This is a genomic window from Sinobaca qinghaiensis, assembly GCF_003610495.1.
In the GTDB taxonomy this organism is placed as follows: domain Bacteria; phylum Bacillota; class Bacilli; order Bacillales; family Marinococcaceae; genus Sinobaca; species Sinobaca qinghaiensis.
On the sequence record NZ_RAPK01000009.1, the window covers coordinates 352,128 to 366,824 of the forward strand.

Annotated in this window: 15 protein-coding genes; 6 read left to right on the forward strand and 9 right to left on the reverse strand. The window is 43.7% G+C overall.

The window, feature by feature from the left end; all coding sequences use genetic code 11:
* Positions 1-87: 87 nt before the first annotated feature.
* Positions 88-648, forward strand: a complete 561-nt coding sequence (locus ATL39_RS11570) for an HTH-type transcriptional regulator Hpr (protein ID WP_120193594.1) — start codon at positions 88-90, stop codon at positions 646-648.
* Between the two features lie 156 nt (positions 649-804).
* Complete coding sequence (locus ATL39_RS11575; protein WP_120193509.1) at positions 805-1,353, forward strand: DUF3267 domain-containing protein; 549 nt, start codon at positions 805-807, stop codon at positions 1,351-1,353.
* A gap of 26 nt (positions 1,354-1,379) precedes the next feature.
* On the opposite strand, the gene ATL39_RS11580 is transcribed toward ATL39_RS11575, so the two are convergent.
* Positions 1,380-1,973: a YpmS family protein gene (locus tag ATL39_RS11580; protein WP_211326987.1), complete on the reverse strand. Its 594-nt coding sequence runs from the start codon at positions 1,971-1,973 to the stop codon at positions 1,380-1,382.
* Between the two features lie 186 nt (positions 1,974-2,159).
* Between ATL39_RS11580 and ATL39_RS11585 the strand changes: the two genes are divergently transcribed.
* Positions 2,160-3,068, forward strand: coding sequence for a foldase protein PrsA (locus tag ATL39_RS11585; protein ID WP_120193511.1), 909 nt, complete (start codon positions 2,160-2,162; stop codon positions 3,066-3,068).
* Positions 3,069-3,143: 75 nt separating this feature from the next.
* Here ATL39_RS11585 and ATL39_RS11590 read toward each other — a convergent pair whose 3' ends face one another.
* The 7 genes from ATL39_RS11590 to ATL39_RS11620 all read right to left on the reverse strand — a co-directional run bounded on the left by ATL39_RS11590 (position 3,144) and on the right by ATL39_RS11620 (position 11,203).
* Entirely contained in the window at positions 3,144-4,511 is a 1,368-nt protein-coding gene (locus ATL39_RS11590; RefSeq protein ID WP_120193512.1) for a sensor histidine kinase, read from the reverse strand.
* Positions 4,508-5,191: a response regulator transcription factor gene (locus ATL39_RS11595; protein ID WP_120193513.1), complete on the reverse strand. Its 684-nt coding sequence runs from the start codon at positions 5,189-5,191 to the stop codon at positions 4,508-4,510. Before ATL39_RS11595 ends, ATL39_RS11590 begins: the two co-directional genes overlap by 4 nt.
* Before the next feature lie 59 nt (positions 5,192-5,250).
* A complete protein-coding gene (locus ATL39_RS11600; protein WP_120193514.1) occupies positions 5,251-8,115 on the reverse strand; it encodes an ATP-binding protein in 2,865 nt (954 codons plus the stop codon).
* Positions 8,105-9,343, reverse strand: a complete 1,239-nt coding sequence (locus tag ATL39_RS11605) for a metallophosphoesterase family protein (protein ID WP_120193515.1) — start codon at positions 9,341-9,343, stop codon at positions 8,105-8,107. Before ATL39_RS11605 ends, ATL39_RS11600 begins: the two co-directional genes overlap by 11 nt.
* Positions 9,344-9,471: 128 nt before the next feature.
* Positions 9,472-10,230 (reverse strand): membrane protein insertase YidC, encoded by a 759-nt coding sequence (yidC, locus tag ATL39_RS11610; RefSeq protein WP_120193516.1) that lies wholly within the window; start codon positions 10,228-10,230, stop codon positions 9,472-9,474.
* Between the two features lie 27 nt (positions 10,231-10,257).
* Positions 10,258-10,527 (reverse strand): hypothetical protein, encoded by a 270-nt coding sequence (locus tag ATL39_RS11615; protein ID WP_120193517.1) that lies wholly within the window; start codon positions 10,525-10,527, stop codon positions 10,258-10,260.
* A gap of 25 nt (positions 10,528-10,552) precedes the next feature.
* The gene (locus ATL39_RS11620; protein WP_245960978.1) at positions 10,553-11,203 is read right to left on the reverse strand and encodes a lytic transglycosylase domain-containing protein; all 651 of its coding nucleotides are present in this window, start codon (positions 11,201-11,203) and stop codon (positions 10,553-10,555) included.
* A gap of 161 nt (positions 11,204-11,364) precedes the next feature.
* Between ATL39_RS11620 and ATL39_RS11625 the strand changes: the two genes are divergently transcribed.
* The gene (locus tag ATL39_RS11625) at positions 11,365-11,547 is read left to right on the forward strand and encodes a YhzD family protein (protein WP_245960979.1); all 183 of its coding nucleotides are present in this window, start codon (positions 11,365-11,367) and stop codon (positions 11,545-11,547) included.
* 49 nt (positions 11,548-11,596) lie between these two features.
* Here the strand turns inward: ATL39_RS11625 and ATL39_RS11630 are convergent, their stop codons facing one another.
* Positions 11,597-12,355, reverse strand: coding sequence for an SDR family NAD(P)-dependent oxidoreductase (locus ATL39_RS11630; protein WP_120193519.1), 759 nt, complete (start codon positions 12,353-12,355; stop codon positions 11,597-11,599).
* A 928-nt stretch (positions 12,356-13,283) separates the two neighbouring features.
* On the opposite strand from ATL39_RS11630, the gene ATL39_RS17690 reads away from it, so the two are divergent.
* On the forward strand, positions 13,284-13,511 hold the full coding sequence (locus tag ATL39_RS17690; protein WP_120193520.1) for a tyrosine-type recombinase/integrase: 228 nt from the start codon (positions 13,284-13,286) through the stop codon (positions 13,509-13,511).
* A 376-nt stretch (positions 13,512-13,887) separates the two neighbouring features.
* On the forward strand, positions 13,888-14,670 hold the full coding sequence (locus tag ATL39_RS11640) for a hypothetical protein (protein WP_120193521.1): 783 nt from the start codon (positions 13,888-13,890) through the stop codon (positions 14,668-14,670).
* The last annotated feature ends 27 nt before the right edge of the window (positions 14,671-14,697 follow it).

Below are 14,697 nucleotides of genomic sequence, written 5' to 3' on the forward strand. Positions count from 1 at the left end.
CCATTTTCCGGCCTTTTCTGAAAAATGAATGTATTCCCACTTTTTTTTACAATACTTTTTTTGAAAGGAGGACCTACCTTGGAATCAATGCCTGCCGGATCAAAACAGTCTCTTATGTTCAGTTACAAAATGGCCCAGCTTACGAAAGCGTTATGGAAATCTGTAGAGAAAGACTGGCAGATGTGGGTGAAGCCATTTGACCTGAATATCAATGAGCATCAAATATTATTGATTTCCTATCAGCTGGAGGGTGCCTCTATATCAGATATTGCTAAATTCGGCGTGATGCATGTATCTACTGCATTTAACTTTTCAAAGAAACTGGAAGAACGCGGGCTTCTCCGCTTTTCTAAAAAAACGACTGACAAAAGAAACACGTACATTGAGTTAACGGAAAAAGGCAGTGAGCTTTTGCTGCAGACATTTGAAGAATATGAGAAAGATACGTTTGGTATTTATGAAGGAGCTATGCCGATCAAACAGCTTTACGGAAAGTTTCCTGATTTTTCAGAACTGATTACCATTGTCCGTCATTTATATGGAGAAGATTTTATGGAGATTTTTGATGCATCGCTCTCAAATTTTGATGATGAATTTCTTGAAAAAGACGGAAACCTTGTGTCGAAATATCACGCAGAAAAAGAATAACTCTCTCGAAGCTGTGCCGGTAACTCCGGCATAGTTTTTTTGTGATATCCTTTTCAAATTGTTAGACTTTTTAAACATTTCCCCACCCCCTTGCTTTTTCTTCCAATAGGGATTAGATTAATCAAATAGATAGTTGGAAAGAGAAGGGGGTTTCCCGTGAACTGCTGGAAATCAATAAACGTTAAAAGAGAATACAATCCTAAGAAGCTTCAATTTGGAGCTGCTGGACTAATGATGATTACATTTATTATGACTTATTTATTTTTCAGTTTTTGGCATACATCTCCGGTATATGCTGATATAAGCTTTATCGGCATTCTGCTGTTTATAGGAATATTGTTTCCGGGGCATATTCTGCTTCACTACCTGCCGCTTTTTACTGTCGGGTCTCATACGTCCCTGACCATCGAACGGACGAAAAAACGAAATGTTCCTTATTTGGTTTTCCGTTCCAAAAAGCCGATCAGCAAGAATGTTTATATTTTTTCTATGATATTTCCATGTTTGATTACCGGCCTGTTTTCCGCTGCTGGTGCTTTCTTTATGCCCTCGCTGCTTCCTTACTTTTTGATTTTGTTTGCTGTAAACGCCGGCTTTACGTTATACGATTATATTTACGTGAAACAGCTGCTCACAGCGCCTAAACACTGCTTTATTGAAAAGAAACAGCACGGCATGCATATATTAATAAAACAGCCCGCATAAAAAATGCAGGCTGTTTTTATTTTTATTTAATTTTCCATTCTGCCTACATAAACGGAGATATCGTCTTCTTCTAAATTAAAAGATTCTGCCTGGGTATAAAACCCTTCCCCAACTTCAATATCATTTGTATGGACCACAATCTGCTCTTCAGATGGCTGGATTTCTACAAATTCAGGCACATCAAGCTGACTTTCAAGCAGCGTTAATACGATCGATGATGGCAGCGTAATCCCGCCGAGCGAGAAATTCTCCTGATGAAAAGCCATATTGCCGTTGTCGAGCGCTTCCGGTTCAAACTCAAATGTGGCATTCACTTCATTTCCTAAAATTTCAAGCGGAAGATTGGCCTGAAGCAGACGACTGTCTACGACATCAAGTTCAAGCTGTTCTTCCTGCCATTCTTCTTCAATAATTTCTTTCAGCTGGTCCGTCGTAAGACTGAGCGTAAAGTAATGCTGAAAGCCTTCGGACGGCTCTCTTTCAAGCTGCCTCTCTTCTGTCTGTTCTTCACTGCCGCTGAACGGCTGGACAAGCAGTATAAATAAGAAAGCAATGATAAATAAATTGACTATCAGCAGACCCAGAAACAGCCACTTCCAAATAATTCGTCTTTTCCCCACTTTTCCCTCACTCATTTCTCTTTCTTTGTCTTTATTTACTTTTACCTTTCGTACTCTTTCTATTTTACACAAGTTCATGCCAGCAGAGAAAGAAAACGATGGAAAATAAATAGGTAAAACTGCGTTTCAATTTATGATATAGTAAAGAGTGGCACGGTATATACATAATAAGGGGCTGGATTGAACATGAAAAAAGAACTATTTGCCATTTTGGGAACGAGCGGACTGCTTTTTCTTGCGGGCTGTAATGATAATGAAGAACAGTCATCAGATAATTCGCAGACCGTTGTACAGGTCAATGATAGAGAAATCACCGAAGAAGAATTTACCGGAGAACTAAAAAACACATATGGCTCTCAGGTTTTTAACGATATGGTACAAAGTGCTTTAATCGAAGAACAGGCAGAAGAGATGGAGATTACCGACGAACGCCTTAATGAAGAATTAGCTGACTTTAAAGAACAGGTCGGCGTTCAGGAAGATGAAGAGCTTCTTACTCTTATGGAAAATCAGCTGGGCGTCCAGATCGAATCCATTGACGACTTCAAAGAAGATTACCTGAAGCCTCAGGTTGTAGTGTATGAGCTGGCTGAAGCAGATGTAGAAGTCACTGAAGAAGACAAAGAAGCGTACTTTGAAGAAAACCAGGAAGATCTGGAATCTGCCAATGCCCGCCATATTCTGGTAGAAGATGAAGAAACAGCCGAGGAGGCCGTCTCCCGCCTTGATGATGGAGAAAGCTTTGAGGATGTAGCTACTGATATGTCCACTGATCCCGGTTCTGCCGAACAGGGAGGAGATCTTGGCTTTTTCACCAGAGGACAGATGGTTCCTGAATTCGATGAAGCTGTGTTCAGCATGGAAGAAGGAGAAGTAAGCGAACCTATTGAAAGCGAGTTCGGCTTCCACATTATTGAACTCATCGAAATCCGCGATACGTATGAAGAACTCGAAGGAGACATTGAGGAAGCATTAAGGCAGGAACAGCGTCTTGATGAAACAGAAGTAATGCAGAACCTGATGGAAGAAGCCAATATCAACGTAGAAGAACCATCTTATGAAGACTGGCTCGACATGCCTGCAGAAGAAGAATAAGCAGACACGATAACTCTAATATCTTCATGAAAATCGAATAGAACACAAAAAGGATGGGCCTCCGCCCATCCTTTTTTACCGTTCTTCTATTCTCTGCTTTAAAGATTTTGGGATGGTTATTTTAAAGCAAACGCCGTCTGTTTCATTAACCGCTTCATGGGTGCCTTCGTGAAGCTCGGCAATGCGCTGTACAATAGCAAGACCGAGTCCGAACTGTCCTTTGTTTCCTTTTTGGAAAGGAGTAAATATCTGATCGAGCTCTTCTTCAGGAATCAGCGTGCCGTTATTACGGACGGAAATTATCACGGTATCGGCTGTTTCTTCTGCCTTTATCCAGATCTTATCCTCGGCATAACGCATCGCGTTTTCTATAAGATTCTCCAGCAGAATCTGGATCTGCTCTTTATCAGCCGTCATTTCCACGTCGGCGCCTTCAATAATAAATTTAACGTGACCGCGTTTCATTCGAAAACGCTCTTCAATCCGGAAAGCAACACTTCCGAACATCATTTCTTCTAATTTAATAGTATCTCGTTTCATGGCATCGAGCTTGGTAAAATAAAGCATATCTTTTACCCGCTTATCCATCCGATTGGCTTCTTCCAAAATAACATCCATCGTTTTTTCGATATCTTCTTTAGGAAGAATACCGTCTTTTACCGACTGGGCATAAGTTTTTATGACCATAATAGGCGTTTTCAGTTCATGCGAGGCATGCTGAATAAATGTTTTCTGGGCCTTGTCGTAGCGGATGAGATTCTGGCGCATTCCTTCAAACTGATTGGAAAGCCGTATAAACTCATCATCTCCTTCAAGATGAAAAGGCTCTCTCCAATTTCGTTTGGCAATCTGCTCAAATTGATTGCCGAGCACACGGAGAGGCTGGCTCAAATATCGTTTAAGCCATATAGCCGGCAGGAAACTGAGAGCGCTTGTAATCAGCAGCAGATAGGCAAGGCGTTCCCAGAGCCTTGATACCATTAAGTCTCTGTATGTATCCCACATGTAGGAAATTTGGTAGGCTTCTTCCCCATCTGATTCAATCCGGTTAATCACATAAAATAAAGTCGCATCGTTGTAGGTCATTTCAAAACGCTCCTGATCATTTTCCTGATCAACCGCGTTTGATATCATTTCCTGAAGCACGCTGTCGGGGACCTGTCCTCCCTGCAGTGTTCCTGTTTCATTCAGCAGAAACAAGTGCCCGACAGACCTTTCTGCTTCCTGGCGTTCAATAAAATCAAAGTCTTCTTCAGGCGGTGTAAAATACTCGCTGAAAGGATTGGCGCTTCTTGCCTGTTCTTCCTCAATAATGCGGTACGTTTCCTCCGTCAGCGTCCCCTGAATGGAAATAGGATAAACAATGATCATCGTCAGTCCGACAAGAACGATAAGGGAGATGAACGACAGATAGACACGCTTGGTCAAATTCAGCTTCATCATGACGATAAAATTCGGTACCCAAATCCATATAGTGTTTCAAGATGGATGCGGGACATTTTTTTTCTGACTCGTCTTACGACATCATCCACTGCCCGCTCCGACCCGAAATAATCTTCTCCCCAGACCTGTTCGATAATATCTTCCCTGGACAGAGCTTTTCCGACATCTTCTGTTAACAGCAGAATCAGATCCATTTCCTTGGTCGTCAGTTCAATAGAACGATCTTCATCCAGGGTATCAATAACCACCCGTGCTTCTGCGTCAACGATGTAATCATTAAGCTCCACTTTCTTGTTTTCCTGCGCTATCTCCCCGTACACTCTTTTTAAAAGCTTTTTCACCCGGATAATCAGTTCCTGCGGGAGAAAGGGTTTGGACAGGTAATCATCGCTTCCCATTTCGAGGCCAAGCACCCGGTCCAGATCCTGGTCTCTGGCACTGATGAAAATAACGGGCGTATTTTCATTATGAGCCCTGATCTCTTTTAATACATGATATCCATCCGTACCTGGAAGCATGATGTCGAGCACCCACAAATGAGGCGTGTTTTCAACTTCAGCGATGGCATCATCGCCGTTTTCAAACACGACGACGTCCCAGCCTTCTTTTGTCATATATGCTTTTAATATTTCAGATAAATTCTTTTCATCTTCTGCCAGATATACTTTGTACTCACTCATATATTTAGTCCTTTCACTGAGGCGTTCATTATAATGGTATCAATGTTTGTTAAAAGGCGCTACCTTTCACCCCGGTCCCCTTTATCCAAAACGATTATTTTATCTTTTAATCCAGGAACTTCCGCATAATCATGGCACGTGAAATAAATAACCTGGCGGCTCCTGCTGATATAAGAGAGCAAGGTAAATGCTTCCCTCCGCCTCGCAGCATCAAAATGGGCAAACGCATCATCTATTGTCATCGGAATACTGTCATTGCGCTGCTTCTCGTATATCTCTGCCAGGGACAGCCGTAAAGACAGATACAACTGCTCTGCCGTACCATAACTTAATTCCTCCGGTGTAAAAACGATGCCCGCGGCGCTTTCCACCATAATCGTCTCTTCACCCATCGGCGAAAACACACGAACATGCTCACCTGCGGTTATCTGCTGAAAATAGTCCGACGCTTTTTTCAGCACTTCCGGCTGTCTTTCTTTTTCATGAACGGATTTTGCCTCTTCCATTAAATACACTGCCGTATTCCATACCTTCCAGCGGTACATATGGCCGGAAAGGGATTCTTTAAGGTTCTGGTACTGCTGCAGAAGCTGCTCGTATCCTCCACCTTCTTCGAGTACGTAAATATGCCGGGCGGCAGCGGCCTCGTCTTCATGTAATGATTGAATACTTTCCTGGGCTGAACGAATGTGATTGTCCGCTTCTTTAAGCTCTTCTTCTGAGTCTCCGGGAAGCTTTAATGCTGCAATCAGCTCTTCTTCCTGCTCCCCGGCAAGAACCTGGGAACGCCACTGGGCTTCGGCCATCTGCCTGCGCTGCTGCAGGCTTTGGTATTTTTCTTTCCCCTCTGCCGCCTGAAGCAGTTCTTCTTCTGAAGACCATTCATACGATTGCAGAAAATCGTGCTGTTCTTGTTCCAGCTGCTCGTTTACATGGCTCCACTTTTTCAAAAACAATCTGCTTTTTTCTGCTGTTTCTACCTGGCTGTTAACCTGAAGCAGGTGTTCCTCCTCCTGTTTCAGCAGATCCGCAGCATAATGAATCGACTGGGCTGTTGGGAGCTTTTTTTCCAGGCGCAGGCGTTCATACAAACGTACTGTGCCCTGGTCTACATCATTGACCTGCTTTTGTTTTGCAGCAAGCTCTTCTTCTGCCTCTTTTTCATTTTCGATTTCGTTTTTGAGATTTTTCCATGCCTGAAAATAATCCTCTGCCCCGGCCAGCGGGAAAGCTGGCAGTCCCCAGCGGCTGCACCATTCTGCTAATTCCAGCTCCAGGTCTTTCTGCTCCTGCATTTCTTTATCCAACTGGGCGAGAACAGACTCGATTCGTCTTGCTTCCAGGTTAATGTTTTGGTCAATGGCTGCCAGAGCCTGCTCTCTGTGCTGTGCTTCCATATGTTTTTCCTGATCTGTTCTGGACTGCTGCTTTTCTTTTTGGATGTCCTGCTGTTTTTGCAGCAGAAACAGCACAAGCGCAGCAATTCCTGCCACAAGCATGGTCATGCCTTCGAACCAGGAGCCGGTAAACAGTTCCCACAATCCCAGCACGGTAAAAATAAAGGCAGCGGCTTTCAGGAAGAAAAGCAGTTTGCTCCATTCCCCGCTGGAGTCGCCGTTCATCACTTCCTCCGGCTGCTTGGAAACGGTCTCGTCTCCGGGAGGCACGGAAGCCTTTTTTTCCTTTTCTCTTTCATAAAAGGCTTTCTGCTGTTCCAGCTTTTCTGCTTCTTTGGAAGACAGATAAATGTTTTCCTGCAGCGTCTGCTTTCTGCTGAGGATGGAATGAAAATCATTTTCTCCAGCTATACTCGGTAACTGTGAAGGAACGGAACTCTCATCTTCTACTTCCAGCTTTTGAAAAAGCTTTTTTTTGGCGGAAGTAATTCGCTCCAGTTTCAACGCCAGCTGCTCTGTCTCCTGCTTATTGCTTTCCCGGAGCGGCAGATTTTCTTTTAAGTCATGAATCACATGCTTTTCTTTATGCAGCGGCAGAGAGCAGCTTTTTCCTACAACCGACTTTATCGATTCGCGGTATTCTGCTTCCGCTTCTTCCAGCATCTGCTCTGCATTTCTTTTTCTATCCTGGATGCTCTCCCACTGCTGTTTTAAAGTAGAAGGCAGCTTTTCATATGGTTGATACACTTCGGCCATTGCCTCTAACTCTTCTTTTTCGGACAGGGTCTGCTGCAGCATTTTTTTGCGGCGGATCCATTCCTTTTGGTAGTAAAGCTGCTGCATCTCTTTCTGCCGGTCTTTGATCTGCTCCTGCAGGGTTTTTACTTTTTCCTGCAGGTTTTCGTATTCTTCCAGATCCTGTTCAAACCGTACAATCTCAGCTTTTTTCTCTTTTATCGATGCCAGAAGCTGGTTAATCACCGGCTTTCTGCCCTGGGGCTTGAACCAGCTTCCCGCCTCCTGGGTCATTTCTTTTTCAATTTCCATCATATGCTTCGTGCCGGTCATGCCGGCTTCGTATAAATACTGATTGAGCGAATCCGCCTTTAACTGCTGCAGTTCGCTCCAATCCTCTGCTCCAAAGCAGAAAATATCCTGGTAGGTGGTTTTGTCGAGCCTGTGCAGATACTGTTCAAGCCACCTGTCATCCTGCAGCACTCCTGCTTCATCACGGATTTTAACATCCCCGGCAACTTTCCTTCCTTCTATCCTCTCCAGGGTGAACTGCTTTCCCTCATTGGAGATAAAAATCATTCTGCCTCCGTAGCGGCTGCCTTCTTTCGGCCGATAGCTTTTCCGCTTTTCTACTTTGGAGGGAAATCCAAACAACATCGATAAAATAAAGGCACGGAGCGTGGATTTGCCCGCTTCGTTATCACCCTGCACAATAACAAGGCCGTCCGAAAAGGATATCGTCGTATCGATCCACTTTCCAAAGCCGTATATGTGAAGTTCTTTAATGATCATCCGCTTCTCTCCTTAACCATTTTTCCCGAATAAGATGAAGCGCTTCCTCTACTAATTCTTCTGCCGCAGGTTCTTCTATTCCATACCGCTCTGCCGAATTTTTCAGAGACGGCCAATTATCTTTCAGGTTCGCTTCTCCGCTTTTTACAGTTTGCGCTGCTTTTTTTAAATCCCCGGTAAACAACAGCTGCTCAAATGCATCAATATCGCTTTGCTGCATCGTTTTGTTTTCTATTGATTCTACTATATAAAAAGGAACGGATTTTCTCCCGGCCTCTCCAAGCCACTCCAGCATTTCTTCCCGCTTTGCTTCCTGCCGGAGCACGTCATGAAGCGGCCCGCTTCCTTCTATTATTAAGCGGACAGCACATCCTTTGATGCTTCCCGTAAACCTGGTTTCCAGTGTTTCCTCCAACGCTGTATGCAGCTCCTCTATAGAAGTCATCTGATTGATCGACACCGTAATCCTTTCATAGGTGAACGGGGAAACCGGCATAAATTTTGTTGTTGTCTGTTCGGGAGACAGCTCCACGAGCAGACAGCCTTTTTCTCCGTCTTCTTTTAGATGATGTCCCTGAATACATCCGGGATAATGTATATTTGGCGCCAGTTCCATCCGCTTATGAATATGACCCAACGCCCAGTAGTCCATCTGCTTGTCCTTTAATTCCTGCAGGCGGAACGGAGCATACGGCTGATGAGGCGCGGTGGATTCAAGCTGCTGGCCGTGAAGCAGGGCAATATGCAGCATGCCGCCGGGCTGTTTCTCATAAAAGGGAACAATGTTTTCCGTTACCTCCCGCTTCTCGTAGCTGTAGCCGTAAATATGTACAGCCTGTTTTTCATCCACCCGGTGTACAGCCCATTCTCCTTTATTCGAAAATACATGTACGTTGTCCGGCCATGTCACGGGTGCGTAATTGCCTTCCACCGGGTCATGGTTTCCGTAGATGATATACACTTTTATTTTTTCCTTCTCAAGTCTTTCAAACTGCTGCTTTAAAAAAACCTGGCCGCGGATGCTGCGGCTTTTCTGATCAAATAGATCACCGGCTAACAGCAGAAAATCAACAGATTCGCGTACTGCCGCCCTGACCATTCTTTCAACTGCCGTTTCGGTGCTTTTAAGTACTTCGTCCTGCATGCCTGTATCCGCTGTTTTTAAAGCGGCAAAAGGCGCTCCTATATGTAAGTCTGCCGCGTGGATAAAACGGATTGCCCTCATCATTTGTTCATCCTTTCAGTCAAACGTTATGTCAGTATCCGGATTCCCTTCTATCCGTGAAGATATGCTGTGGATTTTTTCTATTTGGTATAAAAAAAGCTGATGATACTATTATATCATCAGCTTCGGTATTATTTTACGGGTTCCTGCTCCCATTTCTCTCTTTTCTTCTTAAAAATCAGCGCCTGAAGGATCATGAATATTCCCCCGGTAACCCAGTACAGTGATAAGGCTGAAGGCAGTGCTATACCGGCAATTATGATCATAACCGGCATCAAATACAGCATCGGCTTCATCATATCCGGCATTTCCTGACCGCCTGAGGTAATCTTTGTCTGCAGAAACACAGCGGCTCCTGCAAGAAGCGGCATAATAAAATACGGATCCGGGTCGCCCAGGTTCATCCATAAAAAAGAATGGCCGGCGATAGCTTCGGTACGGACAATCGCAAAATAAAAAGCCATCAGAATCGGCATTTGAATCAGGATCGGCAGACATCCTGCAATAGGATTAACCCCGCTTGTCTGATACAGCTTCATCACTTCCTGCTGGTATTTCTGCGCTTCTGTCTGATCTTTCATATTATATTTCTTTTGTATTTCTTTCATCTGCGGCTGAATTTTTTTCATTTCATGCGAACTGCGCTGCTGTTTTGCAAATAACGGCACGAGCAGAAGCCTCACAGCGATCGTCGCTGCTACAATAGCCAGGCCGTAGCTTCCCTGAAAAATCAGGGCAAGCTGGGTAAGCACCCATGAGAAAGGATACACAAAATAATGATTCCATACTCCCTGGCTCTCCGGTGTAATAAATTCTCTCTCTATTCCACAACCGGACAGTGCCGTCACGCCAAGCACGATGACCAGCAAAAATACCATTTTTCTTTTCATATCTATTTCCTCCCATATTTAATCTCCTTATGATGCAGCAGAGTTAAATACGGGAGGATCTTCATCTATCGAATGGTCCATCAGAACAGGCACTTTTCTCCTTACAAACGTAAACCTTCTTTTAACAGTCGGCGTAATACCTGTCTGAAGCAGAGAGGGCGGCTGCTTTTTTTCAAGCCAGCCCGGTTGAAAAAAAGAACCGCCCTGGTAGGATACAGAAAAGAATCCTGCATAAAACAAGGAAGTCATAAAAAATAATACTTCAAGCCAGGTAATATCCAGCAGCAGTTCAATCATTCAACGCCCTCCTCTCTTGTATTCATTAATTAATATGCTTTTTCTCTTCGTCAGATAGCTCTACGGCCACGTATTCCTCGCTGTAGGCCCGCCGGTATTCAAGCACTTCGTCCACGTACCAGTCAGCCTGATTGTAGTTGAAAATAGCGGCTTCCTCCCGGCCGCTTCCCGCTCCGTTGGAAGCCAGGTAATTAGCCGTGGAATAGACGGCGTCTTCTAAATTATACGGATCAGCACGGCCGTTTCCATTTCCATCCGTCCCGTACCCTCCGTATTCTTCAATAACTTCCACACTTGTCAGTTCACTTTCCGGAATATCGAGGCTGCCGTTGCCTTCGCAGCCCGGATAGTTCCAGCCTACAAACGTACATGGCATAAACTGCATATGGCCCAGAGCCCCTACCGGGCTTTCCAGCTCATTCATCGTCGAAAACACGGTTTCCACCCGGTGAATGGCAGCCAGCAGCTCCCAGGACACATTATACTCTTCTGCAGCGTCCTGATAAACAGGAATAAATTCTTCCGGAATTTCGTTTACCGCAAAACTGCTGCCATACTCTCTTAATTGAGGCTCCTGTTGATTTCCCAGCGCAATAAAAAAAAGAATGATGACAGCGGAGAGGACAACACTAATTGTAATAAATAAGGAATATATATTGCGTTTTTTCTTTTTCACCGGCGGTCAAACACCTCCTCTACCATCATATACAAAAATACAGCTGTATATCTACCTAAATATGATTATTTCATGTCTATACGTCTTGCTTCCCATTATGTTTCAGCGTAATATAAAGCTATAATATGAATGACTGTTCATTCAACAAATCGGAGGGATTCATGATGATGTATTACTTAACCGTATATGATAAAGACAGCACGGTCCTTTTAAATGAATCATTTGAGTATGAAGAAGATGCAGAAGCCATTTCGCATGGGCGAAAACGTCTCGAAGAAGAAAATTATTTTCAAACGACCCACCGCCTCACCCGGAAAGGAAAGCTTCTTCTATTTTACCGTTAAGTGAAAACCTCACTGCCTTTTAAAAGGCAGTGAGGTTTTTTGATAAACATTATAAAACGGATCCTCCATCAATTACCGTTTCATCTCCGGTAACAAACCGGGATTCTTCGGAAGCATAATATAGCGCGGCGTAGGCAATATCACTAGCTTCTCCGTGATGTGGCGGCAGAGGAACATCGTTTTTGTTATCTTCCTTAATCGTCTTCTGCCTCTCTCCCATAATAGGCGTCTTAATCGGACCGGGAAAGATGCTGTTCGCACGAATGTGTTCTTCTGCGAAATGAGCGGCTACGTGCTTGGTTAACGAACGGACGGCACCCTTTGCGGCACTGTAGGCCGTGCCATTTCCACTTGCGGCTCCGGTGCCTGTCAGTGCGGAAATCGATGCGATATTAATAATGGATCCATGGCCGTTTTTCTGCATTTCCGGAATGACTTCGCGCATTCCGAGAAAGTAGCCCGTACCGTTTATATTCATCACCTGATGCCATTCATCCAGTGACGTTTCCAGTATTTTATTTGGTATGTGAATACCTGCGTTATTGACAAGGATATCGATCCGTCCATACGTTTCCAGGGTTTTCTGCACCGCTTCTTTCCAGCTGTCTTCCGAAGCCGTATCCAAATAAAGAGAGGTAATGTCGCCTCCCTCTTCCTTAATCTTAGCTGCTTCTTCTGTTAAAAGGTCAAACTGAACATCTCCTACGACGACTTTTGCCCCTTCTTCTGCAAAAAGCTTCGCGGTTCCTAAACCAATACCACCGGCTGCCCCGGTAACAATCGCTACTTTATCTTGTAAACGTGCCAATGTATGACTCCTCCTTCAGCTGAATAGGTTTTTACCCCAACGCATTTATTGTATCAATAGATGCTGCATTCGTCCCGCCGGCAGGCCTGAGGAGATTATTATAAAGAAGCAAATTTGAGTTTTTTAATATGGTTTAATAGATGTAAGACTACTAAGAATAACCCTAAGGAAATGTTGTCTTTCCTTAGGGTTCCCCGTAAACTAGACAAACGGAAGACATTTCCCATCGAGCAATACCCTAGATATGATTTTTAATTATTTGTTTATTTTCGATTTGTGAAATTATAGAAAAAATGAAATGTACATGAAACCCTCCCAGCTTTCTACATCGAACACGTCATCGATGTCATTATCTCTCGATGAGCATACCTCTTTTATCCAAGACCACCTCTATCAACAAATCTCTTCTGACGGATTCGAGGGGGTGGGTGGAATGGGGGACGATTCCAGACGAGTTCCTTCTCTATATATGTGCATCAACATAAGACGCTGCGAACGCGTCGCACCGACCGGACGAAACGAAAATATTTGGAAATGTTGCGTTTGTTTATCCAGCATGTGAAGCCCTATGGGGCCTGCGAAGGATTACCTCTCAACGCGTGTATGCGTATCAGCTGACTCTCAACGGAACAAGGGCTATAAAGTCTCCACCTTGTCGCATCAAAGCACGGTAATCAAGCAGTTTTTACGGTTTTTATATCGAGAAATCATGGTGCCGACCGATTTAACGACGACAAATAGCCCCGGTCGCGCAGCCGTCCCAAGAAATCGTCGATCGAGACCTGCATGAACACGAGATGCAGCAGCCTCTCACGTATTTCCGAGATAAAGAACAGCCGATTGTCGACTTTAGCGTCGACACTGCCCTGTTTCCGAAGCGATATGCCGCACTTTACTACGTGAACTGGACGACCGGTTTAGTAAGCTCATGGCCACGGCGCCGTTTCCATTCGTACAGCATCGCCGCTATCCGACTACGCCGCACACGTGCCGGCACTACACCATCCATTACATATTGAAACAAGGTACCGACTTGACGTCTGTCCGCGATTTATTGGACCACGCTTCCATTCGGACAACGGAGCGATACTTATTGAGAAAACGGAATTATTCGGAACATGCAGGCTTAAAGATCTATAATAAAGATTTTATTTAATAAACAAAACTGATTATTTTTTGGTACAATATTTAAATATAAGAAACATGATTTAATTTAATGAGAGAAATGTTTGATGGAGAACTAAAATCTCCTTAACTATCAGACATAGTAGTATTTGAAAACTATTACATATTTCTATGTAATCTATGGTAAAGAGAGATAGGCCAAGAACTACAGGTCAGTACTCAAGCAAAATCTCAAAAACGGTAAATATTGAAAATTTTAATGTATATATTTTCCATTTATAAGAATTCATAAACAGAAAACACCTACAGACTGATGGCGTATATGATGCATAAAATCAAAAACTTGCCGATATTTCAATGCTTACCTGCAAGCCAAATCCTTCCAGGAAGAAGAAGGGGACTAGCCGATGAATTTACTGAACGCCTTTTTTGGCGATTACAATTGGCAGTATTATCTTGTACTGCCAATTATTTTTGGAGGCATGAGCGGTCTAATCACCTTCGCTTATATCTCCATGAATCGAAAATTAAACAACGATAAATTTCCAAAAGCCACACTTAAAGAAAAAACAAACTGGTGGTTCCGATTCTGGAATTTCATCTGGCCTCGATCTAGTTACCCTGGTCGGTTAACCTTTGTTCCTTATGGCTTAATCTTTATTGTATCCGGATCACTTGCCGGTATTCTTGGCTCGAACCTCTTAAATTCCACGGAAAATGTGGGAGAAATAATTGGTATATCTATAATCGCTGGAATTAATGGATTAACATATCTTATCGCTAATAGCATGTCTTCCGGCGGGATAGAGGATAAGTTATCCAATGAAATAATTAACAAAAACAGAGCATTTGCGTTTGCCTCTTATAACATACTCGAAGATGAAGCTGAGAACGTAGAACCGGACTACTTTAATGATCCAGAGCTCGACAGCCTAGTAGATGAAGATAATCTTCCACATGATGCGGAGTGGGAATACGAGTCTTCCCCTTTTCAAATTGACCCTCAAAGGTTGGATCCAAATGATGTTGATGGAGCAAGATACCTTCTTTGGTTAGGTATTAATCCAAAATATCTAGCCCACTTTGTCACTGAAGAAACTTGGGAGGAAGCCATAGATCAAGCTTCCCAATACTCACCTGCTCAGAACGGAGAAGAAGCAGATGTCTCCCCCCAAAAAGAAGACAGCTAACACGAATCAGGTTTCTCCATTCAGGGT

Bases quoted from the DNA above. Each gene is read 5' to 3' on its own strand.
- ATL39_RS11570 (WP_120193594.1), top strand. From the start codon at position 88: ATGCCTGCCGGATCAAAACAGTCTCTTATGTTCAGTTACAAAATGGCC.
- ATL39_RS11585 (WP_120193511.1), top strand. From the start codon at position 2,160: ATGAAAAAAGAACTATTTGCCATTTTGGGAACGAGCGGACTGCTTTTT.
- ATL39_RS11590 (WP_120193512.1), bottom strand. From the start codon at position 4,511: ATGATGAAGCTGAATTTGACCAAGCGTGTCTATCTGTCGTTCATCTCC.
- ATL39_RS11595 (WP_120193513.1), bottom strand. From the start codon at position 5,191: ATGAGTGAGTACAAAGTATATCTGGCAGAAGATGAAAAGAATTTATCT.
- ATL39_RS11600 (WP_120193514.1), bottom strand. From the start codon at position 8,115: ATGATCATTAAAGAACTTCACATATACGGCTTTGGAAAGTGGATCGAT.
- ATL39_RS11605 (WP_120193515.1), bottom strand. From the start codon at position 9,343: ATGATGAGGGCAATCCGTTTTATCCACGCGGCAGACTTACATATAGGA.
- yidC (WP_120193516.1), bottom strand. From the start codon at position 10,230: ATGAAAAGAAAAATGGTATTTTTGCTGGTCATCGTGCTTGGCGTGACG.
- ATL39_RS11615 (WP_120193517.1), bottom strand. From the start codon at position 10,527: ATGATTGAACTGCTGCTGGATATTACCTGGCTTGAAGTATTATTTTTT.
- ATL39_RS11625 (WP_245960979.1), top strand. From the start codon at position 11,365: ATGATGATGTATTACTTAACCGTATATGATAAAGACAGCACGGTCCTT.
- ATL39_RS17690 (WP_120193520.1), top strand. From the start codon at position 13,284: ATGGCCACGGCGCCGTTTCCATTCGTACAGCATCGCCGCTATCCGACT.
- ATL39_RS11640 (WP_120193521.1), top strand. From the start codon at position 13,888: ATGAATTTACTGAACGCCTTTTTTGGCGATTACAATTGGCAGTATTAT.